The sequence below is a fragment of the Streptomyces sp. NPDC026062 genome (assembly GCF_055568375.1).
In genome coordinates this window covers 98601-125406 of sequence record NZ_JBVHOQ010000019.1, presented here as the reverse complement: position 1 = coordinate 125406, position 26806 = coordinate 98601, and the positions used below count along the sequence as shown (strand labels likewise).

The following is a 26806-nucleotide window of genomic DNA, read 5'->3' as shown; positions in this document are numbered from 1 at the left end:
GGCGCGGTTCAGCCGTTCGCGGCGTGGCCCAGGAAGGCGGTCCAGGCTGCGGGGGCGACGGCGAAAGTGGGGCCGTCGGTGACCTTGGAGTCGCGGACATGGACGGTGTGCGGGCAGGCCGAGACCTCTACACAGGCGCCGCCCTCGTTGCCGCTGTAGCTGGACTTGTGCCAGTCGTAGGCGACTTCGATGCAGGCCTCGCCCTCGTTGTTGCTGTAGCTGGACTTGAACCAGGTAAGTCCGGTTCCGTGGCTCACAGTTGCCTCACCTTCGTCTCGATGATCTCTGCCGACTTCCAGGGGTTGAGCGCCTGGGCCCGCAGGATGCCGAAGAGGTCGAACATATCGCTCACCTGCTGCGGCTTCGAGATCAACCTATCGCCGTCCTGCCCCTCCACGTACAGCAATGTGCGGCCTTCCGCCGTGGACATCAACTGCATGGGGCCCATCAGCCCCGCGTGCGTGTGCTGAGCCGACGGCATGACCTGCACCGTCAGGTGGTTGAACCGCTCAATGCAGTCGAGTACGTGCCGCAGTTGCTCCTTCAGCACCTCGGGGCCGCCCAGCGCCCGGTCCAGCACCGATTCCTCGATGACATACCCGATGCGCGGCGGCGGCGTGCGCGACAGCACCGACTGCCGTTCCAGCCTCGCGCTGACGTGCCGGACGATCTCGTCCTCCGTGTACGCCGGTACGCGTGACCGGTACAGGGCGTACGCGTACGCCTCCGTCTGGAGCAGGCCGGGGATCAGCATCGTCTCGTACCCACTGATGACCCGCGCGAGCCGCTCCAGCTTTGCCCAGTCCAGGAACTTCGGCGGGTACTTCTCCTCGTCCACCAGTTCACAGCACGCCTTCAACGCCCCGCCCGCCCCGAACACCCGGTCCGCGTCGATCAGCAGGTCGTGCGAGGGGATGCGCTCCGCCCGCTCGACCGCCCCCATCAGTGACTCCGAGATCAGCAGCTTCTCGGCCGCCTCCTTCTGCGTGAACCCGGCCCGCACCCGGTGGATCCGGATCAACTCCCCGACCAGACGCCGCCCGTACGTCGTCTCGCTACTCGTCCCCACAGCCCTCACCGCCCTCCCCACATCGCACCGATGTGGATCGTGTCCTCCTGGTGACGCTACGCAGCCAACGGAATGCTCGTGGCCATGACGCAGAAGAAGCACCCCGAATGGGTACCCGCCTCCGGTCTCCAACTCCACCTGACCGGAATCCACTTCGACGCGATCCGGTTGCGCGGGGTACGCGGCGAGGCGGTATTGCACCACCTCGCGGCCCTCACGGACGGCGACCCGGGACCCGTCGTGCGGGAGGTCGCGGGAGGGCGGTGGACGTACTTCCTGCTCGGCCCCGGTGAGAGCCAGGACTTCGACTGGCCGCCCGGCGCGAAGTGCTTCGGGCCGACAGCCCGGGACCAGTACGTGGGGATCCCGGCCGCCCACGGCAACACGTACCCGCTGAGCTGGCGGTGCGGGCCGCCGGAGGCCGGGGACTTCGTGGACGCGGAGCTGCTGCACGGAGTGGTGACGGCGCAGCTCGTGGCCGGGGAGTAGGCGGGGAGGCGGCCGGGAGTCGGGGCGTTCGCAGGAGCGGCGTTTCCCCGGGCCGGGAGGAAGGGGCTACCGGGCGCCCTCTCCTCCGTCCGCGGATTGCCGCAGCCCCTGGAGGAGCGGTTCGACCAGCCGACGGGGGTCGTAGCGGGGGTCGCTGTCCTGCCCGATGCAGAGGTTGCCGATGCCGCGCATCAGCTCGTAGGGCCGCACGCCGGGCCTGATGTCACCGGCGGCGGCCGAGGCGTCGAGGAGTTCGGCGCAGACGGGCATCAGGCGGTCCAGGAAGTGCGTGTGCAGGGCGGCGAAGCGCTCACTGTCGGAGTGCAGGGCGTCGGCCAGTCCATGCTTGGTGACCAGGAAGTCCACGAAGAGGTCGACCCACTGACGCAGCGCCTCGAACGGGGAGGCTGCGTCGGCCAGCAGCTTCGGCCCGGCCTCGGCGCACGCCTCGATCTGGTGGCGGTAGACGGCGGTGACGAGGTCCGCCCGGGTCGGGAAGTGGCGGTAGAGCGTCCCCAGCCCGACGCCCGCCCGCGCCGCGATCTCCCGGATCGGTGCGTCGATCCCCGAGGTCACGAACACCTCCGCGGCGGCATCGAGCAGCGTCTGCTGGTTGCGCACCGCGTCTGCTCGCTTGCTGCGGGCGGACGCCCCTCCGGGCCGGCCTGCGACGGACACCGCACTCCCCTTCCGATCGGTCATTGACTAAACGGAACATTGATCCGTATCTTAAATGGAACAACGATCCGCTTTCAGGGTAGCTGACTGCGGGCACTCCGCCATATCTGCCGCCGGTCGCACGCAGCCCGACGGCAGGGGCCTCAGAAGGGCATGCTCGTCATGAGTGAACCTGCTTACACAGCCGACGCCTCCAGCACACCCGTTCCGGTTCTCTCGGTCGGTCCGGTGGTGCTGCCGGCTCCCGGCCGCTCAGTGGACCTGCGAGTGCGCGTCTCCGCACCGATGACCGGCAGCGAGCTGCCGGTCATCCTCCTCTCGCACGGACTCGGCTTCTCCAACAACCTCTCCTCGCTGAACGGCTACGCCCCGCTCGCGAACTTCTGGGCGGCACACGGTTTCGTCGTGATCCAGCCGACCCATCAGGACTCCGGGACTCTGAGCCTGGACCCCCACTCCCCAGGTGTTGGTGCGCACTGGCGCACCAGGGCCGAGGACATGACGCGCATCCTCGACCAGCTCGACGCGATCGAGGCCGCCGTCCCGCAGCTCGCCGGCCGCCTCGACGCCGGTCGGGTCGCTGTCGCCGGGCACTCGATGGGCGGTCACACCGCGAGCCTGCTCCTCGGTGCCCGGCTCACCGACCCTGAGAGCGGAACGGAAGTAGACCTGTCCGATTCCCGGATCAGGGCCGGCGTGCTGCTCGCGGCACCCGGCAGGGGCGGGGACGCCCTCACCGAGTTCACCGTCGAGAACTACTCCTTCTTCCTGACCACCGACTTCTCGAAGATGACGACGCCGACGCTCGTGGTCGCCGGCGACAAGGACGACTCCGCCTTCCTCACGGTCCGGGGCCCGGACTGGCACGCCGACCCGTACACCCTGGCCCCCGGACCCAAGACCCTGCTCACCCTGTTCGACGCCGAGCACGGACTGGGCGGGATCTCTGGATACGACGTCGCCGAGACCACCGACGAGAACCCCGAACGGGTCGCCGCGGTCGCCAGCCTCACCTGCGCCTACCTGCGCAGCGAGCTCTGCCCCGGCAACCCCGCCTGGCAGACGGCGCGCGACGCGCTGGCGGCCGGTACCGCCCCTCTCGGACGGGTCGAATCCAAGTAGCCGACAGTCCATCGAACGAGCGCTGAACTCGGCGGGGAAGGGCCGGGGCGGGTCGGCTCAGACCCCGGTTCGGGTTCGGGTACCGGCTCGGGTCCCGATCCCGGTCCCGATCCCGGTCCCGGCCCCGGCTCAGGCCCCGGAACCGGACTGGAGGCGGAGGCCCGCCAGGGTCAGGTCCAGGGCGGCGAGGAACTGTTCCTTGTCGTCGTGACCGTCGAACTCGTCGACGATCTCGTGCATGAACGGATACTCCTCGGTGTCGAGCTCACGCCACGTCTTGGCGTAGCGGCCGAGGAACTCGTCGCGGTCCACGGCACCGTCGAGCACCTCCTCCGGCGGCTCCTGGCCCATGTCGACGGCGCTGCCGACCACGGCGCCCACGACCGCCGACACCGCGTGGAACCGCTGCTTCGACGTGAGGTCGAGCCGGAGCGTCTGCTCCCCCAGCGCCTCGTAGAGCCGCAACGAGTTGTTCCGGTCCGAGATGTTGCGCATGAACTGGGTGCCCAGCCACGGCCGGTCCACGATCGCGTCGAACATCGTGACGGCCATCACGCGCAGGTCGTCGATCGGATCGTCGCTGCCGGACTGCTCCTCGACCGCGGTCAGAACCCCGCCGAGCACATGGTCGATGGCCCGGTCGAGCAGTTCGTCCTTGCCCGAGACGTACCAGTAGATGCTGCCGACGCCGGTGCCGAGCCGGGCGGCGAGGGCGCGGAGCGTCAGCGCCTGCGCGCCCTCCTCGTCGAGCAGGGCCACGGCCGCGGTGAGAACGGCCTCGATGGAGTGCGACCCACGTCGACGTCCTCGGGAAGGGCGATCGGCGGGTCGTGGTCGCGGGCCTGTCATGGCACTCATCCAATCACAGCTTGCACACTTATCGAACCGTGTTCTATGGTCGAACCACGTTCCATTGTCGAACATCGTTCCATGTTCGGCAACGTCCGAAAGGAGGCCCGCCATGACTACGACCGCCACCGAGCCCGCCGCATCGCGCACCTATCCGTCGCTGCGCGCGGCATGGATCCCCCTGGCCGCGCTCTGCCTGGCCTTCTTCGTCGAGATGGTCGACAACACGCTGCTCTCGATCGCACTGCCCACCATCGGCCGGGACCTCGACAGCGGCACGACGTCGTTGCAGTGGGTCACCGGCGCGTACTCACTGACGTTCGGCGGTCTCCTGCTGACGGCTGGATCGATGGCCGACCGGCTCGGACGCCGACGTGTGCTGCTGGTCGGCCTGGCGGTGTTCGGGCTGCTCAGCCTGGCTGTCGTCGCGGTCACCAGCGCGGGCGAGCTCATCACGTTGCGGGCCGGCCTCGGCATAGCCGCGGCGGCGATGGCCCCCATCACCAACTCGCTGGTCTTCCGGCTGTTCGACGACAAGGCGCTGCGGATGCGCGCGATGACGCTGATGATCGTCGTCGGCATGTCCGGCTTCATCCTCGGCCCGCTGCTGGGCGGCACCGCCCTGGCGCATGTGCGGTGGCAGTGGCTCCTGCTCGTCAACGCGCCGATCGCGCTGATCGCGGCCATCGGCGTCCGTCTCGGCGTCCCGGCCGACCGGCCGCAGGACCTGACCCGCGACAAGCTCGATCTGCCGGGCGCCGCGCTGAGCGTCACCACCATCGGCCTCGCCTGCTACGCGCTGACCAGCGGCGTCGAGCACGGCTGGATCTCCACGATCACGCTCGCCTCGGTCTTCGGCGCCCTCGCCGCGGGCATCGCGTTCGTATGGCACGAGCGCCGCAGCGCCGCGCCCATGCTGGATCTCCGCCTCTTCTCCAACGGCACCGTCCGCGGCGCCGCCATCGCCCAGATCGGCACGGCCATCGCGATGGCCGCCGTGATGTTCGGTCTGATCCTCCACTTCCAGTACGCCTACGGGTGGAGCCCCGTACGCGCCGGGCTGGCGAACCTGCCGCTCATCGTGACCATGATCCTCGCGACGCCGCTCTCCGAGTGGCTGGCGAAGAGGTTCGGCCACCGCATCGCCTGCCTGGTCGGCGCGGTCTGCCTGGCGGTGTCGCTGGCCGGCCTGTCCTGGGGCGTCGACCACGGGTACGGCGCCATCGCGGCCTGCATGGTCGTGATGACCGTCGGACTGCGCACCGTGATGACGATCTGCGCCATCGCGCTCGTCGACGCGATGCCGGACAACCGCACGTCGGTCGGCACCGCGCTCAACGACACCGCCCAGGAGGTCGGCAGCAGCATCGGCACCGCCGTGGTCGGCACCCTGATCGCCGCGCTGGTCACCACACAGCTGCCCGCCGGGACCTGGAGCGACTCCCTGGTGGCGTCGTTCTTCCACGGCGAGCGGATCACCTACGCGGTGCTGGCGGTCATCGTCGGCCTGGTCTCGGTCGGCGGCGCGCTCACGCTCACCGACTCCCACGCCACCGAAGAGCACGCCTGACACGTACACGTACACGAACGAACCGGGCCCGGGAGCGTTCCGTCGCTCTCAGGCCCGGTTCGTACGTGCTCGGTCAGGTCCGCTTGAAGTACTCGATCTCCCCGAGCGCGATCGGCCGGCCCTCCCCCTGCCCTGCCGCCTCCCGGATGACGAAGCGGACGGAGACGACATCGCTGATGCCCGTCCGTACCGTCTGCTCGCCGGGCTTGTCGGTGAGCGACCAGGCCTTCTCGTGGATCTTCCCGTCCTTCGTCGTGATGAAGAGGTCGGCCCGCGTCGGCCTGGCACCGTGCTGGAAGGCCTCGGGCTTCGTCGACACCCCGGTGTGGACCGTGACGCCGACCAGCCGGAACGGCTTCTCGAACTCCGCCGTCAGCGAGGCGCCCACCTTCGGGGCGCCCCAGTAGGTGTTGGTCACCCCGTCCTCGGCCAGTTTCGCCGGGTGGCCCTCGGTGGCCGCGCTCGCCGTGACTCCGGTGGGGCTGATCTCCCCCGTGCCGCCGAGCTTGTCCCGTACGTCCTCGAAGACATAGCGCCCCGCCGGCACGAGCAGGAAGCCCCCGATCAGGAGGCCGACGACCAGCAGGGCCAGCACGCTCCCCCGCAGCAGACGCCCCGACCCCGCCCGCACCTTGCGGTCGAAGGGCCACCTGGTACGCCACCAGGGCAGCGGTTCGGCCTTCGCACCGGGATCCAGCGGTGTCGCGCAACGGCGGCAGAACCTGCGCCCCGGCCGGTTCGAGGCCCCGCACGACGGGCAGGGCACGCCGTCCGGCTCCTCCTCGGCCGTCACCGGCCTGACGACGGGGCGCTGAGCGATCGGCACGCCCGGCAGCACCGCACCCACGGGCTCGTCCTCCACCGGCGGCTCCGGCCGCACCGGACGCGGCGGCGCCGGGCGCACGGGCGCGGGCGCGGCAGGCCGCACGGGGGCGGGCGCGGGCGGTGACGGCGGTGTCGCGGGGGTGGGCGGCGATGCGGGGGTGGGCAGTGTCGCGGGGGTGGGCGGTGATGCCGGCGGTGGTGGCGGTGCCGGCGCGGACGTGGGCGGGGCCGGTGGTGGTGCAGGGGTGGGCGGGGCCGGTGGCGTGACGGGAACGGGCGGGGCCGGTGGGGTGACGCGGGAGGGCTCGGGCACAGGCGCGGGCTCGGGCCCGGGTGCCGGGGCAGGTTCGGCCACGGCCACGGGCTCGGGCGTGGGTCCGGGCGCGGGAGCCGGGGTGCTCGGCGGCTCCTCCGCAACCGGAGCGGGCGCGGGCGTCGGCTCGGGCGCGGCAACAGGATCAGGCGTCGGCGCGGCAACCGGCGTCGGCACCGGCGCAGGGGTCGGCGCGACCACCGGCGTGGACGCCGGGCGTGGGGCAGGTACCGGGGGCGCGTCCTCGCCCTCGGGTCCCGGTCCGTCCGCCGCGTGCGACGCGTCGTCGACATCCCGCGCGGGGGCCGCCGTCCGGGCACGGCGTGAGGACCAGCCCAGGTACGTACCGCAGCTTCCGCAGAAGTCCTCGTCCTCCTCGTTGGCGGCTCCGCACGCCGGGCACGAGCGCGTCACATCAGTCTCCTGTTTCGTCCGGTGCGCCTGGGAGGATCTCCACCCGGCAGGTGAGGTGAGCGGGGCACGAGGCGCGGACGACGGCGAGGATGCGGGCCGCGTCCACCGGCCGCCCCGCCGATGCCCTGACCCGTACCAGCAGTTCGCCGGTCGGGGCCGGAGGGAGTTCGGCCCCGGGCTCCGACGACCAGGCGGCGCCGCCCCCGTCGTGGATGTGGGCCTCCACGCCGAAGCACAGCCGCAGGTGCTCCGTGAGGCCTCGGCGGGTGCCGCGCCACCGGTGGAGCTCGACGGCGCGGGCGACGACGGCCCGGCGCAGTTCCACCGGCCAGGCCGGGTCGAGTTCGGCCCCGACCCAGGACGACAGCCAGGGCAGGAAGTCGTCCGGGGTGAGCGCCGGGTCGAAGTAGGCCGGGAGGTTGTCGAGGGTGGACAGGACGGGTGCCAGGACGGTGTCCAGGCCCGCCGTGAACCGCTGGGCCAGGTCGTCGTCGGCGTAGAGGGCGGGCAGCAGCCCGCCGATCGGGTAGCGGCTGGGGAGGCCCGGGACCGCGGCCCTGGTCACGAGCGGTCACCCGACTCGGCGGCGGTGACGACCACTTGGTGCTGGTGGGAGAAGACGAGGGCGTTCGCGGCCACGTCGATGCGGTCCGCCGCCGCTCCCCGCCGTCCCGTGAGCGGGTCGGCGGGGAACAGCCGTACCTCGTCCACGAGGCGGACTCCGCGCACGCTCTGGAGTACGGCGAAGACCTCGCCGTACTGCACGGGCCTGCCGAAGGGCCAGCCGGTCCCGTCCGCGCCGCCCCGCAGCGGGTCGATGTGACGGAACAGCGCGTCGAGCGCCTCGGCGCGGACGCGGTCCACGTCGCCGTCGGCCGCGACGAGTTCGGCGACCACGGTGACGCCCTGGTAGGCGGGCGGTTCCACGACCAGCCGGGTGCCGACCAGCCGCCGTTCGTCGAGCCGTCCGGCGACCTCCGCGAGCACCGGGTCCGGGGGGATCAGCTGCTCGAACCGCAGCCGGCCGCCCTCGTCCGGGACCGCGTCGGGCACCACCAGGACGCGCACCGCACCGGCCTCGCCCGCGACGGCGGGCAGGCAGCGGACCCGGCGCAGCGAGGGTGCGGCCTCGCGGGCGATGACCTCGTAGTCCTCGGCCGTGACCGCCCGTTCCTGGACCCGCAGGATGTTGGGCGCACGCACCTTGGCGTTCGCGACGCTCTCGCCGTCGACCCCGCCCCGGGCCGCCTCACGGTTGTCGACACCCGCGACGTACGGCACCGAGCTGCGCAGGACCCGGATGGCGCCGCGCGCCACGTTCCCCGCCGCGCCGCCGCCCGTCCGGTAGCGGGGGATCCGGAGCTGGGCGCCCTTCGGGGGCACGTCCCCGTACACCCGCATCGTGCCGTCGGCCTCGCGGACCTCCGGCGGAAAGGCGAACCGGCCGTTGACGGCGTCGATCCGTACGTGCCGGTCGCCCGGTGACGAGGTGCCGAAGTGCTCGACCGGTGTCCAGACCTGCCAGCCCTCGGCCGAGGACACCTGGACGACCGGCGGGTCCCCGTCCAGCAGGAGCGGCACCCTGCTCACGGAGAACGTCTGGCCCGCGACCCCTTCGGAGACGCCGAGCGGCACGTCGAGGACGGTCTCCGCGTGTTCGACGCCGGTGGTGCCGCCGACGGTGAAGACCTCGGCCTCCCGGATCGTCGGCGACTCCGAGTAGAAGGGCTGGCCCGGTTCGGGCGCGGTGACCCGGCAGCGCAGCCACCCGGCCCGGACGCCGGCCGTCACCGAGGCCGTGTGCCCGGCGGGGACGAACACGGTCACCTCACCGGGCTTGTTGAGCCCGCCGGTGCTGTCGGTCCCCGTCAGACAGGGCACCCAGCGGGCGCCGTCCCAGGCCTCCCACACCAGCGGCGGCTGCCGGGGGTCGACGCCGACGCCCTCCACCCGGCTGTCGAGGCGTACGGCGACGATGCACCGGGGTACGGCGGTGGGCAGCCCGAACAGCAGGGCGTCGCCCGGTGCCGGCCGGGACTGGAAGCAGGGGATGTCCTTGCCCGCGGCGAGCGGCGCGGTGCGGTCGGTCTGGTCCCCCGAGGCGGGGGCGGTGACCAGCCGGATCAGCGAACTCGGCAGGATCGCCAGGTCCTCGGCGGTCGAGAAGACCACGGCCTCCTCGGTCTCGCCCCGGGCGGTGGCGACCTCCGTGCCGGCCGGAAGCCGCACCGGGTCCGGCTGGGGGGCGGAGAGCCAGAAGTCGACGTCGGCGCGGGCGACCGTCGGCGGGAACAGCTGCACGCCCAGCAGGTCGAGGAAGGCGGAGTAGTTCCGGTCGGGCACCCGGTTGAGCCGGTACAGCAGCTGGTCGACCATGTACGCGAACGTCTCGATGAGCGTGACCCCGGGGTCCGACACGTTGTGGTCGGTCCACTCGGGAGAGCGCTGCTGGACGTACCGCTTGGCCTCGTCGACGAGTTGCTGGAAGCGGCGGTCGTCCAGGTTGGGGGACGGCAGGGACATCAGGCGGCACCCGATTCCGGGATCGTGTAGAACGGGAAGACGAGGTTGCGCAGGTCGTTGGTGGACCGCACGGTGTAGTGCACGTCGATGTAGAGCGTGCCCTCGTCGACGGTGTCGAAAGCGATCACCACGTCCCTCACCTCGATACGGGGTTCCCAGCGCTCCAGCGACGTACGCACCTCATGGGCGATCCGCCCGGCGGTGGCGCCGTCGCCCGGGGCGAAGACGTAGTCATGGATGCCGCAGCCGAACTCGGGCCGCATCGGCCGCTCCCCCGGCGCGGTGCCGAGCACCAGGCCGATGGCCTCCTCGATCTCCTGGTCCCGTTCGACCATGCCGATGCCGCCCGTGGCGCCGACCCGCAGCGGGAAGCCCCAGCCGCGGCCGATGAATCCGCCGCCGCTCACACCGGGCCTCCGATCAGGACGTTCGGCGCACCGCTGATGATCTTGGCGCCGCAGCTGGTGGTGTCGCCCATGCGGGCGGCCGGCAGCCCGCCGATCAGGACCGCGCCACCGACCAGGGCGGCGGGGTTCGGCATGACGACGTTGCCCGGTCCGAGCAGGGCGTGCGGCGGGATGACACACACATGCAGGCTGCCGGTGACGGCGGCCGGCCTGCCGCCGATCAGCACGGTGGCCACAGCCACCGCACCCGGTGGCGGGGTGCCGATGAGTCCACCGTGGACGGTGGGGTCGCCCGTGCGGGCTGCGGGGGGCATGGCTGCTGTTCTCCTTGCTGGGCCGGGGAGTTGGACGGTGACGGGTTCGGGAATCAGTTGATCCGGATGAGTCTTGCCTTGAGGACGGCGAGCAGGCCGCCGTCCACGGTGACCCCGGTCTTTCCGTTGATGTTCACCGAGGCTCCCTTCACGTTCACGTTCCCCGTGCCGGCGTCGAGCGTGATCCCGGACCGGCCGAGGGAGATCGAGCTCAGCACCCGGGAGGTGCCCCGGGCGAACACCTTCAGCGCGATCTCACCCTTCCGCTCGTCCAGGGTGACCTCCAGCTGCTTGTCGCCGGTGGCCAGCCGCACGCCGGACGGGCCGCGCGGGGTGTCGAGCAGTTCGATCCGGTTGCCCGAACGGGACACCAGGGAACGGCGGTTGACCTTGCCGCTGGTCGCGTCGACCAGTGGTACGTCATGGGGCGACGGCTTGTCGACGCCGTTGTAGAGACCGCCCAGCACATAGGGGCTGTCCAGCAGGCCCTGCTCGAAGCCGACCAGCACCTCGTCGTTGACCTCGGGGCTGAACACCCCGCCGCCGCCCTGGCCGCCCCACTGCACCGTACGGACCCAGTCGGACACATAGGTGTCGTCGAGCCAGGGGAACTTGAGCTTGACCGAGCCGCGTTCGCCCTTGCCCCTGCCCTCGCGGATGTCGGTGACCACACCGATCGCCAGGCCCGGGATGCGGGGGCCGCGCGGCGGCGCGTCGGAGCCGCCGGTGAGGCCGCTCAGGGAGCGGTCGGGGGCGGCGCTGACCAGCACGGTCGTGCGGTATCCGCCCTGCGGGTCGAGGACGTGGTGGGCCGCGGTCGCCGTGTAGCGGCCGGCGAACGCGGGCCCGACGTTGCCGAGGGCGACGGGTTCACCGGCCCGGAGCCGGGGGTTGCCCTCGGCGACCGCCTCGATCTCCCCGAAGCCCGAGCTGACCCGGGCGGCGACCGCCCCGGCGACCGAACCGGCCTCGGCCTGGGTCCGGTACGGGGTGTCGGTGACCGTCATCCGCGCGTTCGGGCCGAACGCCCCGGCCGCGGCGGACGGGCTCATCCCGGGAACCACCGTGGTGGAGCGGATGGACTGTTCGCGTGCCACCAGCCGGGTCTTGTTCTCCACGTCCCAGCCGCGCACCTCGACGCTGTCCGCCCCGTCCGCGCCGGTCAGCACGGCACGCAGGGCCAGCAGGTTGCGTCCGTACTCCAGCACCATCGGATGCCGGGTGGCGGAGGTGGAGGGGGAGGGCGCGGAGGCCGCGGGCTTCGGCTTCACGAACTGAAGCAGCCCCTTCTCGTCCACCCGTACGTGCGCGCCGCTCTCGCCCGCCAGGTACTGGAGGAAGTCCCAGTCCGAGACGTTGGGCTGGGTGAGCTGCTTGTACATGACGGGCGCCGCCTCGACCTTCCCGCAGGTGAGTCCGGCACCGGCGGCGACCTTGCGGACGATGTCGGCGGCCTTCATGTTGCGGTAGGCCACCACCTTCCGCCCGCGCTGGAGCCGGTGGGCCTTGGAGAAGGCGCGGACGACGGTGAAGGATCCGGTGGTGTCGCTGTCGAGTTCGAGCGCGGTGACCTCACCGGTGAACAGCCGTTCCTTCGCCTGTTCCTGGACGGTGACCACGGAGATCTTCAGCGGGCTGCCGATGGTGATCCCGGTCTTGGTGAGCAGCGTGTGGTACGGATCCCGGTAGGTCAGTACGGCGGTGTCCGGCAGTCCGACGTTCTCGTCGACCGCGCAGCTCACCAGCTGGGAGGCCCAGGCCTGGGGGAGTTCGGCGGGGATCTCGACGATCGGGTCGGCGGCGAAGGAGCGGGCGGGTGCGGTCACCGGGTGCCCTCCGAGGCGTGTTCTTCCAGTCCGGGCACGAGGAGTTCGGTGCCCGGGGCGAGCTGCATGGGGTCGTCGATGTCGTTGGCCTCGGCGATCGTGCGCCACGCGGTGGCGTCACCGTATTCGCGCCAGGCGAGCAGCGGCAGGCTGTCACCGGCGACGACCCGGTGGGTGCGGCGGGCCTCCTTCGATCCGGACGTGGGGTTCTGGCCGGCCGGGTCGACGCTCGCCTCCTCGATCGAGAGGGAGCAGGTGGCGCGCAGCGGCTTCCCGTCGACGTCGAAGAGCGTGTACGAGACGGAGAGGCTGGAGAGGACCCCGTCGAACGACGTCGTCTTGGACGTCCCCCAGTCGAAGCGCACCCAGGGGCTCGACGGCTTCTTGCGGCCGAGGCTGCTGGGGGTGGGCACACACGCCGTCATCAGCTGCTCGACGGCCGCCTCCACCGAGTTGTCGTGGGTGGCGGTGGCGTCCAGGAAGACGTCCAGGGACAGCGACCGGGGCCCGCTGCCCACGAACTCGGGCAGCGCGGACTCGCCGGCCGTCCGGGACGGCGTACGCCGCCACTCGGTGCTCTTGCTCAGGGAGAGCGTCGCCGGATTGAACTGGAGCGTGAGCCGGGCGAGGGTGCCGGCCGGTTTGGCGCCCACGTCCGACGGCGGCTCCATGATGGTCAACTGGGCACGGGCACGGCTCGTGCGGGCGGCTGAGGGCATGGTGCTCCTCCTTCCTGCTCGTCTCGGTCATCGGCTCGGGTACCAGGCAGCGGACGGCCCATCAGGACGGCACCAGGCCCTCGTGCGCGATCTCCAGGGTCTCGATCGCCGCCTCGGAGCTGGACGGGTCGAAGGAGGGCCCCTGCCAGCGCACCGGCACGATGCCCTGGACCTGCCAGCTGATGATCCGGCTGAGGTCCGGACGCAGTGCGACGATCTCGCCGTCCTTGCGTTCCACCCGCTGTGTCGTCTCGTTCAGCCATCGCGCGATCTTCAGGGTGTCGGCGGTGACGGGGCGGGTCAGCGTGATGTTGGTCCAGGTGATCCGCCCCGGCAGCTGCCAGGTGAAGCCGTTGTTGCCGCCCTCGGCGTACTGCTCCAGCTCCACCTCGGCGCCCAGACCGGAGCAGGTGTGGAAGGCCCCGAGGTCGCTTCCTCCGATGGCGAGCTTGAAGAACACGCTCGTCGCGAAGATGTTGTCCGTCATGTGCTTCTCGTCTTCTCTGCTGTCCGTGGGTGCTGCGGGGGTGGAGCGTCTTCGTCCGGTGCTGCGGATGCTGCGGGTTCTGCGGGTTCTGCGGGTTCTGCGGGTTCTGCGGGTTCTTGGAGCGCTCTCGTCCGGTGTCGCGGGTGGTGCGTGCGTTCTCCGCACCGCCCGTGGGCGGACCGGCGGGCGGGGCGGGGCGCGGGGTTCAGCGGCGGCCGTCGTAGGGCCGTCCGGAGCGTTCCCGTCCTCTGCGCAGGTCCGCCCGGATCAGTCTGCTGACCGGGTCGAGCAGCCGGCGGGCAAGGTCCTCGATGTCCACCCCGTCCGCACCCTCGTCCGCGCCCGGCTTACCGGTGGCGGCCGGTGCCGCCGGTGCGGCGGGGGTACGGGCGGGCTTCGCCTGGACCGCCCGTACGGGGACTCCGGCGAGCCCCGCCTCGGTCATCGCCCGCTGGACCGCCTGGGTCCGTGCGTCCGGGGTGCGGTTGCCGGGGGCAGGGCTCCGGGGCGCGGGGCCGCCCGGGCCACCGCCGCCCTGGACTCCGCCGGGCCGGGCCGGTACGGGGCGTGACGCGCGCACGGCGAGGTCGAGCGGCGCGCCGGGCGGGGCGTCGGTGGCCGGCGCCGGTCCGGTGGCGGGTGCGCCGGTCTCGGGAACCACCGGCATCTGGAGCCGCTGCACCGGCACGGCGGGGCCCCCGGGCCTGGCGGATCCGGGCGGATGGGGGCGCACCACCGGGACGGGTGACGCGGCAGCCGGTGCGGGCGCGGCGGGCCTGGCGGCCGGCCCGGGGGCCCCGCCCTGCGCGGTGGACGGTGCGTGCGCGCCGGGTCCGGTGGACTCCGCGGGCCGGCCGGACTGTGGTGCGGGGGTGGCGGACTGCCGTGCGGTGGGCGGAAGTTCGGGCGTACGGGTGGCGGGGCGCGCGAAGCGTTCCCCTGCGGGCAGGGGCGGCCCGGACGGGGTGGCGCCGCGCGCCGAGCGCTGGACCAGCCGCGCGAAGGAGCGTGCGACGGGCCGGGGCGCGACGGGCCGGTCGGCGGCGGTCTCCCCGGCGCCCCCGGCCCTCGCGCCTCCGCCCGGTGCGTCTGCGCGCGGGGCCGTACGGCGTGACGGGGTCGAAGGCGCCTGCGTCCGGGCACCCGGGGAGGGCGCTCCGGACTGCTGGGGGCCGGACGACTGGGGGCCGGACGACTGGGGGCCGGACTGCTGCGGGCCCGACCGCTGGGGGCCGGGCTGCTGAGGACCCGACCGCTGGGGGCCGGACACGGACCGCTGGACCGTCGCGGGGTGGGCCGGGCCGGACGGGCCGTCCTGCCGGCTCTCCGGCCGGGCGCCGCCACCGGAGTGCCGCTGCCCGTCGGAGCCCGGCTGCCGGGCGTCCCGCCGCCAGGTGGCCGCCACGACGGGCCGTGTGGTGGTGGCCGATACCGGCGCCGTGAACCCCTCGGCCGCTCCGGTACGCACGCTCAGCGTCCGTCCGGCGAGCAGGGCGCGCGGCCGCTGGACCGCCACCGGACCACGTCCGCCACCCGTGGCCGGGCCCGGCACCGCTCCCTGGGCACCCTGCGGGGTGATCCGCCGGACGCGTACGGGGGCGGGAGGGGTGGCCGGGGCGGTGGAGGCGGACGGCGACGAGGACGAGGGCGTGGAGGTGCGGGCGTGGGCGGGGTCCGTGGCGCGCTGTACGGCTGCCTGCTGCGGGGAGGCCGACGCGGCTCCGGCCCCGGGCTGGGCCGGTGCGCGCAGGGGCATCGCGGTGGGCGCCTGCGAGGAGGAAGGGGCCAGCGGGGAAGGGGCCTGCGGGGAGGGCGCGGACGCCGTGGCCCCGCCCGCCGCCGGGCCGCCCGTCAGCGGGCCCGTGGTTCCGGGCCGTGTGCGACGGGGATCGCCCAGCAACGGGGCGTCGTTCGCGGTGCCCGCGGTCGGCGGGAGCGCGGAGAGGGGCGCGCCGAGCCCTCCCCGGGTGCGGGCCTGCGAACCCGGGCCCTGGGAGGGGGAGGCGGGAGCGTCGGCCGGGGCGGGCGTCCCCGAGCCGCGCGTGGAGGGTGCGGGAGCACGCTGGACGGAGGGCTGAGGACCGGGTGTGCCGGGCCGGGTGGCTGCGGTCCCGGACGCCGGGGCGGCACCGGTTCCCGGAAGCCGACGGTCCGCCGCCTGACGGCCAGCCGCCTTCCCGCCCGTGGTCTGCCGGTCCGGCGCCCTGCCTCCCGTGGTCTGCCGGTCCGTGGTCTGCCGGTCCCGCCCGGTGGAGGGTGCCGACGGGGCACCGGACGTGGTCGTGGAGGACGCATTCGCACCGGGGGCGGTCGTGGTCGCGGCGGTGTCCGACGTCTGCCGCTGGACCACGGGCAGGGCCGGTCCCTGTGACGCGGCCGGACCGGAGGGCGCGCTCCGTTCCGGGGCGGGCGCGCCGAGCGGGGCCGCGCCGGGCGGCAGTTGCCGCATCGGCTTGCCCAGGGCGGGACGTACGGCGGGAGCTGCGGGCGCGTCCGCGGAACGCTCCGGCGCGACGGTGGGCACGCGCTCCCCGGGGGCCGAGCGTCCGGTGTCAGTCCGCGCGGGCGCGCCCGTGTCCCCGGCCCGGGTGGCCGGTGCCGAGGGTTCCGCCGGGGCCGCCGGTGCGGGCGGCGCGAAGGCGGCCAGGCGGCGCGGGGCCGTCACCGGCCGGCGGGCGACGATCAGGGGCGGCGCGGTGCGCCGGGGTCGGACGGGGGCGGGCCGCGAGGCGGTGGCCGCTCCGCTGCCCGCGGATGTGCCGGACGTCCGGGACGCGGACGGCCGGGGGCCGGGCGCGGGGTCCGCCGCGGTCGTCGCGTCCGGGCCGGGCTGCCGGCCCGTCTGTTCACGGCCGGACGTACTCCGGGACTGCGTACCGCCCGTGCGCCGGGCGGGGGCCCGCTGGACGGCGGGCGTACGCGCCGGGGCGACGGACGACGCGGACCGGTCCGGCTCCTCCTGTCCGGCGGGGGCGGCCGCGCGCAACAGGAGCGGGGCTCCGGGGGCGGCCGCCGGACGGGCGGTGCCCGGCTTCGTCACGCCGTGGATGAGGCCCACCGGGGCGGAGGGCAGGACCGCGTGGCCGAGCTCGCCTCCGTACGCGATGTTCTGCCACGAGGCGAGCCGGGACCTGAAACGCAGCCCGTCGCTCACCCCGATCGAGGACCGGGCGACGGTCACGGCCGGTGGCGCGACCCGCCGCCAGCCACCGTCCCAGTCCCGGCCCGCCTCCGGACGCACGGGACCGGCGGCATCGGGTCCGGCCGAGGGTCGCGTGCCGGGTCCGGACGCGGTTTCCGTACCGACTCCGGCCGAGGAGTGTTCCGTACCGCCTCCGGTGCCGGCCCCGGCGGGCGTCGGGCCGGGGGCGCCGGCCTGTCGTCGGCTCCCCCCGCGGAACCAGTCCCTGAAGTCCACGCCCTCACCCGCTCTCGTTGACGCGGGTGTTGATCCGCGCGATCTCCTTCACCCACTCCTGCCGCTCACCATGGGTGAGGTCGAGAATGTCCTCACGCTGCCAGTGGAAGTGGTAGGCGATGTACGCGAGCTCCTCCCGCAGCCGGGCAGGCGCGTACGTCACTATTCCCCCAGGCGTTCACCCGAGAGGTCCACCTCGAACGACCCGTGGCACAGCGGGCACGTCACCGCGGCATGGGTGTGGCCCTCGCTGTTGATGCGGCGGTAGAAGTCCTGGAGGAACGCCACGTCCGTGGCGTACATCCGCTCCACCACCCCCGCGTGCACATCCGTGATGGTGCCGAGCCGGGTGATCACCTGGCTCAGCAGCACCACGCTCAGGTACGCGGGGTTCTCCTTGACCCGCAGGTCGATCTGCGGACGCAGTTCGTCCCGCGCCGTGGCGAGCCGCATCGACCCGCTCCGGTGGACCTGCCCCTCGTCGTCGACGTACCCGCGCGGGAGCTCGAACTCGAACTCCGTACGCAGGTCCTGACGGTCCCGCTCCCGGGCGGGAGGAGGCGTCGGGGCCTCCTCCCTCGGGGCGGGCGCGGCGGCGGCGAGGGAGTCCAGGACCTCGTCGAGGCCGCCGCCGGAAACGGTCCTGCGCCTCATTCGACGACGATCTCCTCGAAGGTGATGGTCACCGACTCCGTCGCCGCGCTGGACTCGCCGGCCTTCAGCGAGGGGCCCTCCCACTTGCTGGCCCAGCCCTGCATCAGCTGGATGCGCCGCACGGTCTCACCCTTCGAGTCCTTGATCTCGATGGTGAGGTTCTGGCGTGCGGTGTCGACGGCTCCGTTGTTGAGCGTCTCCTTGATCCACTTGGTGAACTCGCTGCTCTTGTCGAGCCCGCGGGTGATCGTCACCTCACCGGCCTGGCGCGCGCCGGGCTGCTTGCGGATGATCTGCTTGCCCTCGGCGGTCACCTGACGGACCTCGACGACTTCTTCCTCGACGGTCAGCCCGCTGATCTCCTGGATCGACTCCACGAGATAGCCGCCGAGCTGCACGCCGAAGACGTGGGTGGAAAGAGCATCGCCCTCTGCCATGACTGTGTGTCACCTGTTCCGTTCGTTTGTCTGCGGGGTCAGTCCTCGACGAGGACGGGTCACTCGTCGACGAGGCTGGTGCTGTCGGAGAACTGCGAGAGACGGAAGATCACGAACTCCGCGGGCTTCACCGGGGCGACGCCGATCTCGCAGACGACCTGGCCGAGGTCGATGGACTCCTGCGGGTTGTTGTCACGGTCGCACTTGACGTAGAAGGCCTCTTCCGCCGTCCGGCCGAAGAGCGCGCCCCTGCGCCATTCCTCGGTGAGGAAGGCGGTGACGTTGCGCCGGATGCTCGACCAGAGACGGTCGTCGTTCGGCTCGAAGACCACCCACTGGGTGCCCAGGAGGATGGACTCCTCCAGGTAGTTGAAGAGGCGGCGCACGTTGAGGTAGCGCCAGGCGGGGTCGGACGCGAGCGTCCGGGCGCCCCAGATGCGGATGCCCCGGCCGGGGAAGGCGCGGACACAGTTGACGCCGATCGGGTTCAGCAGGTCCTGCTCGCCCTTGCTCAGGCGGAGTTCCAGGTCCAGAGCGCCCCGGATGACCTCGTTGGCGGGCGCCTTGTGCACCCCGCGCTCGGCGTCGCTGCGGGCCCAGACGCCGGCGACGTGGCCGCTCGGCGGAATCAGGGTCTGCTGGCCGGTCGCCGGGTCGAGGACCTTGAGCCAGGGGTAGTACACGGTGGCGTAGCGCGAGTCGTAGCCGGCGTCGTCGTTGCGCCAGGTGCGGACGCGCTGGGCGTTCATGCCCGGCGGGGTGTCCAGGACGGCGACCCGGTCGCCCATCTGCTCGCAGTGCGCGATGACGGCCAGCTGTACGGCCCTGACACCCTCGTCGTCGATGTCGCCACGGCGGTGGGCGCTCATCAGGTCCGGGACGGCGACCATGGTGATCTCGTCGATCGCCTCCAGGGCCGCGATGCCCGTGCGGGCCGACGCGTCACCGACGTACTCGGTCGGGCCGGTCCGGGCGGTGGTGCCCGCGTCGGGGGCGGACGGCGCGAGGGAGAGGCTCTGCTTCTCGGGGCGGGTCTGCGCCGCACCGGGCTGCTCGGTGACCTCGATGAGCTTGGACTGGCGGGCCTGGGTGACCAGGTAGCCCTTGACGTTCTTGCGTACGGAGGTGTCGTACGTCTCCGCCACCTTGCCGCCCTGGCGCACCAGCAGCCGGAACCGGTCCTCCGGAGCGTTCTCGCCCTCGGGGTCGGCGACCTCGACGGAGAGGCCGTCACCGGCGCCCGGCTTGGCGGAGATCAGGAAACCGCCGATGGCCACGGACGGGGCCGCCGCGGGCGTCGAGCCCTGGGGCGCGTCCTCCGCGGGGCCGCCGATGCGCACAATGTAGGCCGCGCCGCCGCCGTTGCTGAAGTAGCCGTGGACGGCCAGCGTCAGGTACGTGTCGGGGGTGAAGGTGCCGAAGGTCGACACGTACTGGTCCCAGCTCGTCACCAGCGTCGGCCGGTGGAAGGGACCGGTCTCCGCGAACCCGACGAAGGCTGCGACCGCGGTGCCGACTCCCTCGATGGGCCGTGCTCCGGACTGCACCTCCTCCACGTATACACCTGGGGTGAGGTACGACGGCATGCTCGCTCCTTCGGGTGGTCAGTCGTTCGCGTGTCCAGTCTTGCCCGGGGATGTCTGCGCTTGGTAGGCCTCGGAGTCCCGGCCCCGGGGCAGGTCCACTGCCTTCCCGGGCACCCCGGGCGCCCAGCGGGGCCCTCCGGGAACATCCGCCTCGGCCGCCGCTTCCGTCTCGGCCGCCACATGGCCGGTCGGCGACCCCGGGGGATCGGCAGCGGACCGGCGATGGCGACACAACCGCGGCGCGGCGCAAAGGCTTGATTTCAGCCAGAAATTATGGATTTGCGCGACCGGAGCGGCCGGATTCCCACGGTTCCCGCAGAGACGTGGAGATCCGGTATCCGCTCCGGTGAGCGCGGGCGTTCGCAGTACGAGCGGATCCGTCCACCGGCAAAAGACCGGGAATGACCCACGACATCCTGGTATTCACCGGTCGATGACCGATCCGGAGATTTGGTTGCCTGCCCGAAACGGGTGTGAAGAAGCACACCCTGACGTCCGATCACGTGATGATTTGCACTGGCTAAGCCGCTTTTTGTTCACATTCCCGGAACTGGCGGGCAGGAATCCGACGCTATCGTTCCTACGGTGCGATATCGCTCAGCACACCACTGACATTGAGTACTTGGTGGCACTTGGAGGCCTGCTTACCGGTCGCCGGAGTGCCCGGCTTCGAGCAGGTCACGGAAGCGGTGACCTTCTCGTTCTCCTGAATCCGAATGGGGGTGACCCAGTGATAGTCCTGATTGCGGAACGTCTCCAGCGCGATGGTAGTGATCTTCCGCTCTCCGAACGAGATGGTCACCACCCCTTCGTCGCCCTGGAAGTTGGCCACCACGATGTCGGTGACGCCGAATACCTTTCCTGCCGGGACCGGATACGTCCCGTCCTGCTTGGATCCGGCATCCGTCTGTACGTCGATGGTCTCCGAGCTCTGCTGGGCGTTCAGCCCGCCCACGCCGCCCGTCGATCCGGAGCCGCCGTTCCCGCCGCCGCCGGACCCGCCCGCGCCGGCCGTGGCACCCTCGCCCTGCTCCTGGCCCTGCGCACCGGCCGTGGCGTCGCCACCGGTACTGCCGCCGGCCGCCGCACCGCCCTGCGGCCGCTCCCGCTCCTCCTGGACCGCCTTGGCCCCGGCCTCCTTGGCACTGCTGCGGATCTCCGGCCGCACCAGCGCGAACCACGCCAGCAGCAGGGCGATCAGCGCCGCGAGAAGAATCAGCAGCCACTTCGGGAGCAGCGGAAGCTGCGCGAACTCGCCGGGCAGGGGCTCCGCCCTGCCGGGCTGCTCGGCCTCGCTGTCGGCCGTCTCGCTGTCCACGGCCCCGACCTCGAACGGCCAGTTGACCGGAGCTCCGAACCAGATCAGTTTCCGGGCCCGCACCCGCAGGCCCACCTCGGCGGACTCGCCCGGCTGAAGGCTCCGGCGTTCCGGCGTGAAGGCGAGGCGGAGTTCCTCCCCCTCCTGTTTCCCGTTGAACACCACGTCGACGGGGGTGTTGCCCCGGTTCTGCACGGAGGTGCGGAACCGGGCGCGCATCCAGCCCCTGCGACGGCCCGGCTCCAGCCGCGCCCGGAGTTCACGGAACGGCTCGACGGTCACCGTCGCCTCGGGGACGGCCACCGACTCGGGGTGCTCGGCCGGCAGGACACGTACGCCCAGCGGGACCTCGCCCGCCTTGACCTCGTGGGACCGGGGCGGCGCGAGCCGCACCGTCACGGTCTCGGAGGTGCCGGGGTAGAGGGAGACCCGCTGCGGTTCCACCGTGGTCCATGCCGCACAGTCACCGACCACTTCGAGGGTGTAGGCCTCGACGATGTCGCCGTCGTTGCGGACGGTCAGCGTGGTCGTCGCCTCGGCGCCTGGCGACACCGTCACCGCGGGTATGTCGAATTCGGCAGATGTGGTCACCCTGCGACGTTAGGCCGCGCACCGTCCCCGCCTGCAGAGGCGGGAGGGCAATGTGCGGGCAGCGCAGCTGCCCTGACGGCACATCTGCCCGCCCCGGCACCACACCCCCGGGCCAGATCCCCCGGTTCCGCCGTTGAACGCGCGAGGACGAGATCTGACATATCGGGTACCGACGGAAGCGGCTGAGAAGAAGGACGAGCACATGACCATGACGACGACCACGACAGAAGCGATGGGCCCAGGGACGGCGGACAGCCGCAGCCGCAGACCGTCCGCGCCCGAACTCCCCACTCAGCGCACGTCCTCCCCCCACCCGGGAGGCACCCCGTCGGGCAGGATCTCCGTAGCGGTGTACGCGGAGGACCTGATCCTTCAGACCGGCGTGGTGCACCAGCTGCGCCTGCGCCCGGAGATCGAGCTGGCAACGGAGGAGGACGCCGACCGCGCCCAGGTCTCCCTGGTCGTGGTCGACGTGGTGAACGACCCCACCATTCAGCTCCTGCACCGTCTTCAGCGCAACACCTCCACCCGCACCGGTCTCGTCGTCGGTTTCTTCGAGGCGGGAGCGCTCCAAACCCTGATCGAGTACGGCGTCGCCGCCGTGCTGAGGCGCGGGGAGGCCGACCAGGACCGTCTCGTCCACCTGGTCACGGCGATCGCCAAGGGCGAAGGAGTGCTGCCGGGCGACCTCCTGGGCAAACTCCTCGACCATGTCAGCAGCCTGCACCGCACGGTGCTGGACCCCCGGGGGCTCTCCCTCTCCACCCTCACCGCGCGGGAGGCGGAGATGATCAGGCTGGTGTCGGAGGGGTACGGCACCGCGGAGATAGCGCAGAAGACGTCGTACTCCGAACGGACCGTCAAGAACGTGCTGCACGAGGTGGCGACGCGGCTCGATCTGCGCAACCGGGCCCACGCGGTGGGCTACGCCATGCGGCACGGCCTCATCTGAGCCGTCCGCCACCGGGCGGGCGGTCCTCCCGCCCGGCGGAACCGGGGTCCTCCGTCCGGGCCGGGCCCAGCACGATCCGTACGAGAGGCCTTGGGGGCAACGGCAGTTGCCCCCACGGTGCCCGGACGCCGCGCGCCGGCACCCGCGGTCCCGGGGCGCGGGGGCCGGTCCGGGGGCGGATGGGCCGCCGTCCGGTGGCGGGCAGCCGCAAAGGGCACCCGGACTTCCCTCGTTCCGGGTACTCCGGGCCCTGTCGCCATCGCCGCGCGGGCCTGATGCTTGTGTAGGAGAACCATCGACCAGACTGTGAGGTGGACCGTGGGCGGTCCTGCTGTCCGGGCACGCCGATTCCGGTTGCGCCGGCTGAGCGGTGTCGTGGTGTTGCTGACCCCGCTCCTCGTGGCGGGCTCCGTGTCCGCCCCGCAAGGCGCTACGGAGGCACTCGCCGCCACGGCCGGGCCGGTGGCGGACACCGGGCGGATCGCCTTCGCCGGCACCGGACACCGCAGCCTCGGGCTGCGCACATCCGTGACGACCTCGAAGGACCTGTTCCCCGCCGACGTCCCCGCCCATTACGACCAGGACTCCTTCGGACAGGGCAGGACCCTGGTCTTCACCAGCCTGCGCGACGAGGCGAAGCCCCAGGTGTACATACGCGGAACGGACAACACCATCCGCAAGCTCACCAAGGGGCTCGACGCCGCGCACCCCGAACTCTCCCCCGACGGACGGACCGTGGTCTTCGACGCGGCTGATCCGGGGGCCGCGCAGCCCACCCAGCGCGACCTCTGGTCGGTACGCGTCGACGGCCAGGACCTGCACCGGCTGACGGACTCGTCCGCCGACGAGACCCACCCGACGCTCTCCCCGGACGGCACCCGGATCGCGTACGCGAGCGACGGCGGCCCCGAACCGGGCACGCAGATCTACGCACGTGACCTCGACGGCGGGACGGTCACCTGCATCAGCGACGCCACCGAGGGCGACGCGAGCGAGCCGGAGTGGAATCCGGTGAACGACGACGCCCACCGGGAAGTCGTCGTGTACACCCTGCGCCAGGAACCGGAGTCGGACACCGACACCGGGTACCGGCTGCGGGTCACCCGGGGGCCGGGGACCGGCCGCCCCCTGCTGACCGGCGACTTCGCCGGCTGGGGCGCCCGCTCCGCCGCCTGGGCGCCGGACGGCGAGGATCTGGTCTTCCTCAGCCCCAACACCGAATGCGGATGCACCGACTACGACCATGTGTACCGGCTCGGTTCGTTCACCGACGCGGTTCCCGTGATGAAGCTCGACGAGGACCGTCAGATGGAGTCGCCCGCCGTGGTCGGGACGGCGGAGTCCTGGAACGTGGTCGTCACCCACAGGACCACCGAGGACCCCGACCTCGTCACGCTCCAGGACATGCGGCAGGACGGATCGGACCCCCGCGACCTCCGGCTCGACGTGCTGCGCGAGGACCCGGACGCGCGTACCAACACCAGTGAGAACCCCGCCGACGACCCGCTGTTCCACCCGGGTGTCGGCTACGACCCCTGGACCGAGCGGCAGACGTACACGCCCGACGGCAGGAACATCGCCGTGACCCGCTTCGCGACCGTGGACAGCCGGCGGGTCCAGCGGATCTGGATGGCCGACGCCGACGGTACGAACCCGGTGGAGATGAAGCTGGAGGGACGGGGCCCCCAGGACTGGGACACCGACCCCTCCTTCTCCCCCGACGGCACCAAGCTGGCCTTCACCCGGACCTCTCCGGGAGGTGTGGGTGACGCGGCCGGACCGAGCAAGGTGCTCGTCGCCGACGTCGCCTCGGGAAGGATCCTCGGCGAGGTCGTCCCGCCCGCGGGAGAGGTGGCGGGCGCCGACGCCCAGCCCACCTGGTCCTCGGACGGCACCCTGCTGGCCTTCACCCGCAACCAGGTGATCCGGGGCCTCGGCGGGATCAAGCACGTCTGGACCGCCCCGGTGGACGCCCTCGGCAAGCTCGGCCGGCAGGAGGACCTCAGCGTCACCGGCTGCCCGGGCGAGTGCAAGGTGATCGACGACAGCCCCGCCTTCTCCCCCGACGGCACGGCCATCGCCTTCAACCGCAAGGACCGCGCCGACCAGATCAACCACCGGGCCAGCGTCGTCGTCACCTCGCCGACCGGCAAGGACTGCCGGGTCGTGCTGCCGTCCTCCCGTCGCAACGACTCCACCGCGTGCCGCGCGCAGATCCCCGACGTCACGGCGACCGGGCCCTACCAGCCGCGTGACGTGGCCTGGTCGGCGGACGCGAAGCGGCTGGTGCTCAGCTCCCGCCGGGACATCGCGCCGAACTCGCCCGAGCAGCTCTCCGAACTCGACCTCGCCACGGGCACGCTGACCCCGCTGACCGCCGATCTGCCGGGCCGCCAGAAGGAGCCCGCCTTCCAGCAGCAGGTCGACCTCCTGCTGACCGCGCCGCCGGTCGCCCCCTCGGTGGAGACCGGTTCCACGGTGACGGCGACGGTCACCGTCACCAACCGGGGCCCCGCGCCCTCCCCCGGCACCACCCTCGTCGCCGACGTACCGCCGGGCGTGCGCCTGGAGGAGCTCAGCACCGACGCCGGTTCCTGCGGCGCCGGTTCGCCCAGCTGCGACCTGGGCCTGCTCGCGCCGGGCGACGAGGTGGAGGTCACCGCGACACTCACGGGTGTCACGACAGGGCCCTGGCAGATCGGCTGGTCCGTCACCGGAGCGGTCGTCGACCCGAACCCGACGGACAACGCCACCGGCACGTCCGTCGAGGTCGTCGACGCCCCCGCGCCGCCCAGCCCGTCCCCGTCGGCACCGCCGGCCCCCGCTCCCCCGCCGCCCGCACAGCCGCCCGCCCCTCTCCCGCCCGAGCCCGAGGCCGGCCCCGGGGTCGTCGTGCGGGCCCAGCCCAGCCCCGGATACGTGGGCGGGCGGGTCGTGGTGACGTACACCGTCCGCAACGGGAAGAACGCTCTCGCCACCGGCCTGCGGCTGCGGCTCGGGCTGCCCGCCGGTATCCCGGTGGCCACCCTCCCCGCCGGCTGCGTGGCCGGGGTGTGCGCACTGCCCGACCTCTCGCCGGGCGCCTCCTCGGTGCTGCGTGTGGTGCTCGCCCCGGACCGGGCCCTGCGGACGAAGATCACCGGGACGCTGACCACGAGCGGCACCGACGCGGACCGGAGCGACAACGTCTCCCGGATCCCGCTGCGCATCCTCCAGCCGCGCATCATCTCGGTGCCCGAGGTCGGCAAGCCGGGATTCGTCACCTCGGTGCGCGGCAAGGACTTCCCGCCGGGCGTACCGGTGAAGCTCACCTGGAAGCCGGGGATCACCGCGACCGCTCCGCCGGCCCGGCCGGGCGGCGACGGCACCTTCATCGCGCAGCTGCTGATCCTGGTGAAGGACCGCACCGGGCCGCGCACCATCACCGCGTCGGGGCCCGGGTTCAGCCCGGTCACCACCGACTTCCTGGTGGTGGCGGGCACCATCGTCCCGCCGGACGAGGTGGGACGCAGGTGATCCACGAAGTCGACGAAGGGCTGCGGCTGTTGCTGGTCGACGCCGGCCTGGAGGAGAGCGGCGTGGACCTGGTCTTCGACGCCCCGACGAGGGACTGGTCCGCGCGGCGCAACGCTCCCACGGTCAGCGTCTTCCTCTACGGCATCCGCGAGGACGCCACCCGCCGCCGTACCGGCACGGCCGAGGAGTACGACGACGAGGGCGTGGTCACGGGGCGGCGGGCACCTGCGCGCTGGTTCGAGCTGACCTATCTGCTGACCGCGTGGACCAACCGCCCGCAGGACGAACACCGGCTGCTCTCCGAGGTGTTGCGCTGTGTGATCCGTACGGACGTGCTGCCCGACCGGATGCTCACGGGCAGCCTCGCCACGCTGGGCCTTCCGGTCGAGGTGGAGGCCGCGTCCGCGGGCTCCGGCGACCGGCCGTCCACCGTGGACGTGTGGTCCGCGCTCGGCGGCGAGCTGAAGGCCGCGATCGACCTGCGGGTGTGGGCACCGCTGGCCGGCGAGGTGACGGCCGTCGGACCGCCGGTCACCGAGGGCCTGCTGGTGCGTACGGCTCCCGAGCGGGACGGCGAGGCGACCGAGCCGGGACGCCGGCTGCGCTACGACGGTGCGTCGGACCCCGCCGGGGAGGGCTTCGCCGCGGAACGTGAACGTCAGCTGCCGCCGGGACGGCGCAGGCGTGGAGGCCCGGCGCGGTGACCACGGTGTACGAGACCCCGGCCGA

Annotated in this window: 24 protein-coding genes; 6 read left to right on the top strand and 18 right to left on the bottom strand. The window is 72.5% G+C overall.

Translation table 11 applies throughout. The features are described from left to right. Positions 1-8: 8 nt before the first annotated feature. Positions 9-257 (bottom strand): DUF397 domain-containing protein, encoded by a 249-nt coding sequence (locus tag ACZ4LX_RS19385; protein ID WP_467646081.1) that lies wholly within the window; start codon positions 255-257, stop codon positions 9-11. Then, positions 254-1069 carry a helix-turn-helix domain-containing protein gene (locus tag ACZ4LX_RS19380; protein WP_467646077.1) on the bottom strand — a complete coding sequence of 272 codons (816 nt, stop codon included), beginning with the start codon at positions 1067-1069 and terminating at the stop codon, positions 254-256. Before ACZ4LX_RS19380 ends, ACZ4LX_RS19385 begins: the two co-directional genes overlap by 4 nt. 84 nt (positions 1070-1153) lie before the next feature. Between ACZ4LX_RS19380 and ACZ4LX_RS19375 the strand changes: the two genes are divergently transcribed. Next, entirely contained in the window at positions 1154-1558 is a 405-nt protein-coding gene (locus tag ACZ4LX_RS19375; RefSeq protein ID WP_467646073.1) for a hypothetical protein, read from the top strand. A gap of 66 nt (positions 1559-1624) precedes the next feature. Here the strand turns inward: ACZ4LX_RS19375 and ACZ4LX_RS19370 are convergent, their stop codons facing one another. Next, complete coding sequence (locus tag ACZ4LX_RS19370; protein ID WP_467646069.1) at positions 1625-2260, bottom strand: TetR/AcrR family transcriptional regulator; 636 nt, start codon at positions 2258-2260, stop codon at positions 1625-1627. A 138-nt stretch (positions 2261-2398) separates the two neighbouring features. Between ACZ4LX_RS19370 and ACZ4LX_RS19365 the strand changes: the two genes are divergently transcribed. Continuing rightward, positions 2399-3358 carry an alpha/beta hydrolase family protein gene (locus ACZ4LX_RS19365; protein WP_467646065.1) on the top strand — a complete coding sequence of 320 codons (960 nt, stop codon included), beginning with the start codon at positions 2399-2401 and terminating at the stop codon, positions 3356-3358. 129 nt (positions 3359-3487) lie between these two features. Here ACZ4LX_RS19365 and ACZ4LX_RS19360 read toward each other — a convergent pair whose 3' ends face one another. Then, positions 3488-4141, bottom strand: a complete 654-nt coding sequence (locus ACZ4LX_RS19360; RefSeq protein WP_467646201.1) for a TetR/AcrR family transcriptional regulator — start codon at positions 4139-4141, stop codon at positions 3488-3490. A gap of 178 nt (positions 4142-4319) precedes the next feature. Between ACZ4LX_RS19360 and ACZ4LX_RS19355 the strand changes: the two genes are divergently transcribed. Continuing rightward, positions 4320-5777, top strand: a complete 1458-nt coding sequence (locus ACZ4LX_RS19355; protein WP_467646062.1) for an MFS transporter — start codon at positions 4320-4322, stop codon at positions 5775-5777. 73 nt (positions 5778-5850) lie between these two features. On the opposite strand, the gene ACZ4LX_RS19350 is transcribed toward ACZ4LX_RS19355, so the two are convergent. The 14 genes from ACZ4LX_RS19350 to ACZ4LX_RS19285 form a co-directional block, all read right to left on the bottom strand. After that, positions 5851-6639, bottom strand: coding sequence for a zinc ribbon domain-containing protein (locus tag ACZ4LX_RS19350; protein ID WP_467646059.1), 789 nt, complete (start codon positions 6637-6639; stop codon positions 5851-5853). A 691-nt stretch (positions 6640-7330) separates the two neighbouring features. Continuing rightward, complete coding sequence (locus tag ACZ4LX_RS19345) at positions 7331-7894, bottom strand: phage tail protein (protein ID WP_467646056.1); 564 nt, start codon at positions 7892-7894, stop codon at positions 7331-7333. Beyond that, entirely contained in the window at positions 7891-9852 is a 1962-nt protein-coding gene (locus ACZ4LX_RS19340; protein ID WP_467646054.1) for a putative baseplate assembly protein, read from the bottom strand. Before ACZ4LX_RS19340 ends, ACZ4LX_RS19345 begins: the two co-directional genes overlap by 4 nt. Then, entirely contained in the window at positions 9852-10259 is a 408-nt protein-coding gene (locus ACZ4LX_RS19335; protein ID WP_467646050.1) for a GPW/gp25 family protein, read from the bottom strand. Before ACZ4LX_RS19335 ends, ACZ4LX_RS19340 begins: the two co-directional genes overlap by 1 nt. Then, positions 10256-10573: a PAAR domain-containing protein gene (locus tag ACZ4LX_RS19330; RefSeq protein ID WP_467646047.1), complete on the bottom strand. Its 318-nt coding sequence runs from the start codon at positions 10571-10573 to the stop codon at positions 10256-10258. The genes ACZ4LX_RS19335 and ACZ4LX_RS19330 overlap by 4 nt, the downstream gene beginning before the upstream one ends. Before the next feature lie 53 nt (positions 10574-10626). Then, positions 10627-12399, bottom strand: a complete 1773-nt coding sequence (locus tag ACZ4LX_RS19325) for a VgrG-related protein (protein WP_467646044.1) — start codon at positions 12397-12399, stop codon at positions 10627-10629. After that, positions 12396-13118 (bottom strand): CIS tube protein, encoded by a 723-nt coding sequence (locus ACZ4LX_RS19320; protein ID WP_467646041.1) that lies wholly within the window; start codon positions 13116-13118, stop codon positions 12396-12398. The genes ACZ4LX_RS19325 and ACZ4LX_RS19320 overlap by 4 nt, the downstream gene beginning before the upstream one ends. A gap of 61 nt (positions 13119-13179) precedes the next feature. Next, positions 13180-13605 carry a phage tail protein gene (locus ACZ4LX_RS19315; protein ID WP_326737971.1) on the bottom strand — a complete coding sequence of 142 codons (426 nt, stop codon included), beginning with the start codon at positions 13603-13605 and terminating at the stop codon, positions 13180-13182. 205 nt (positions 13606-13810) lie between these two features. Beyond that, positions 13811-17023: a hypothetical protein gene (locus ACZ4LX_RS19310; RefSeq protein ID WP_467646036.1), complete on the bottom strand. Its 3213-nt coding sequence runs from the start codon at positions 17021-17023 to the stop codon at positions 13811-13813. A 4-nt stretch (positions 17024-17027) separates the two neighbouring features. Then, a complete protein-coding gene (locus ACZ4LX_RS19305; protein WP_326737969.1) occupies positions 17028-17186 on the bottom strand; it encodes a DUF6760 family protein in 159 nt (52 codons plus the stop codon). Continuing rightward, entirely contained in the window at positions 17186-17677 is a 492-nt protein-coding gene (locus tag ACZ4LX_RS19300) for a hypothetical protein (protein WP_467646028.1), read from the bottom strand. Before ACZ4LX_RS19300 ends, ACZ4LX_RS19305 begins: the two co-directional genes overlap by 1 nt. Continuing rightward, the gene (locus tag ACZ4LX_RS19295; protein WP_072486912.1) at positions 17674-18114 is read right to left on the bottom strand and encodes a phage tail protein; all 441 of its coding nucleotides are present in this window, start codon (positions 18112-18114) and stop codon (positions 17674-17676) included. The genes ACZ4LX_RS19300 and ACZ4LX_RS19295 overlap by 4 nt, the downstream gene beginning before the upstream one ends. 59 nt (positions 18115-18173) lie before the next feature. After that, positions 18174-19700: a phage tail sheath family protein gene (locus ACZ4LX_RS19290; protein WP_467646019.1), complete on the bottom strand. Its 1527-nt coding sequence runs from the start codon at positions 19698-19700 to the stop codon at positions 18174-18176. A 580-nt stretch (positions 19701-20280) separates the two neighbouring features. Further along, the gene (locus ACZ4LX_RS19285) at positions 20281-21585 is read right to left on the bottom strand and encodes a COG1470 family protein (protein ID WP_467646198.1); all 1305 of its coding nucleotides are present in this window, start codon (positions 21583-21585) and stop codon (positions 20281-20283) included. 232 nt (positions 21586-21817) lie between these two features. Here ACZ4LX_RS19285 and ACZ4LX_RS19280 point away from each other — a divergent pair, with 232 nt between their 5' ends. The 3 genes from ACZ4LX_RS19280 to ACZ4LX_RS19270 all read left to right on the top strand — a co-directional run bounded on the left by ACZ4LX_RS19280 (position 21818) and on the right by ACZ4LX_RS19270 (position 26781). After that, a complete protein-coding gene (locus tag ACZ4LX_RS19280) occupies positions 21818-22561 on the top strand; it encodes a helix-turn-helix transcriptional regulator (protein ID WP_467646195.1) in 744 nt (247 codons plus the stop codon). Between the two features lie 318 nt (positions 22562-22879). Continuing rightward, positions 22880-26077 (top strand): hypothetical protein, encoded by a 3198-nt coding sequence (locus tag ACZ4LX_RS19275; protein ID WP_467646014.1) that lies wholly within the window; start codon positions 22880-22882, stop codon positions 26075-26077. After that, complete coding sequence (locus tag ACZ4LX_RS19270; protein ID WP_467646009.1) at positions 26074-26781, top strand: Pvc16 family protein; 708 nt, start codon at positions 26074-26076, stop codon at positions 26779-26781. Before ACZ4LX_RS19275 ends, ACZ4LX_RS19270 begins: the two co-directional genes overlap by 4 nt. The last annotated feature ends 25 nt before the right edge of the window (positions 26782-26806 follow it).

What these genes read in the sequence shown, in the direction of transcription:
- ACZ4LX_RS19375 (WP_467646073.1), top strand. Translation starts at nt 1,154, where the DNA reads ATGACGCAGAAGAAGCACCCCGAATGGGTACCCGCCTCCGGTCTCCAA.
- ACZ4LX_RS19370 (WP_467646069.1), bottom strand. Translation starts at nt 2,260, where the DNA reads ATGACCGATCGGAAGGGGAGTGCGGTGTCCGTCGCAGGCCGGCCCGGA.
- ACZ4LX_RS19365 (WP_467646065.1), top strand. Translation starts at nt 2,399, where the DNA reads ATGAGTGAACCTGCTTACACAGCCGACGCCTCCAGCACACCCGTTCCG.
- ACZ4LX_RS19355 (WP_467646062.1), top strand. Translation starts at nt 4,320, where the DNA reads ATGACTACGACCGCCACCGAGCCCGCCGCATCGCGCACCTATCCGTCG.
- ACZ4LX_RS19340 (WP_467646054.1), bottom strand. Translation starts at nt 9,852, where the DNA reads ATGTCCCTGCCGTCCCCCAACCTGGACGACCGCCGCTTCCAGCAACTC.
- ACZ4LX_RS19330 (WP_467646047.1), bottom strand. Translation starts at nt 10,573, where the DNA reads ATGCCCCCCGCAGCCCGCACGGGCGACCCCACCGTCCACGGTGGACTC.
- ACZ4LX_RS19320 (WP_467646041.1), bottom strand. Translation starts at nt 13,118, where the DNA reads ATGCCCTCAGCCGCCCGCACGAGCCGTGCCCGTGCCCAGTTGACCATC.
- ACZ4LX_RS19315 (WP_326737971.1), bottom strand. Translation starts at nt 13,605, where the DNA reads ATGACGGACAACATCTTCGCGACGAGCGTGTTCTTCAAGCTCGCCATC.
- ACZ4LX_RS19300 (WP_467646028.1), bottom strand. Translation starts at nt 17,677, where the DNA reads ATGAGGCGCAGGACCGTTTCCGGCGGCGGCCTCGACGAGGTCCTGGAC.
- ACZ4LX_RS19295 (WP_072486912.1), bottom strand. Translation starts at nt 18,114, where the DNA reads ATGGCAGAGGGCGATGCTCTTTCCACCCACGTCTTCGGCGTGCAGCTC.
- ACZ4LX_RS19290 (WP_467646019.1), bottom strand. Translation starts at nt 19,700, where the DNA reads ATGCCGTCGTACCTCACCCCAGGTGTATACGTGGAGGAGGTGCAGTCC.
- ACZ4LX_RS19280 (WP_467646195.1), top strand. Translation starts at nt 21,818, where the DNA reads ATGACGACGACCACGACAGAAGCGATGGGCCCAGGGACGGCGGACAGC.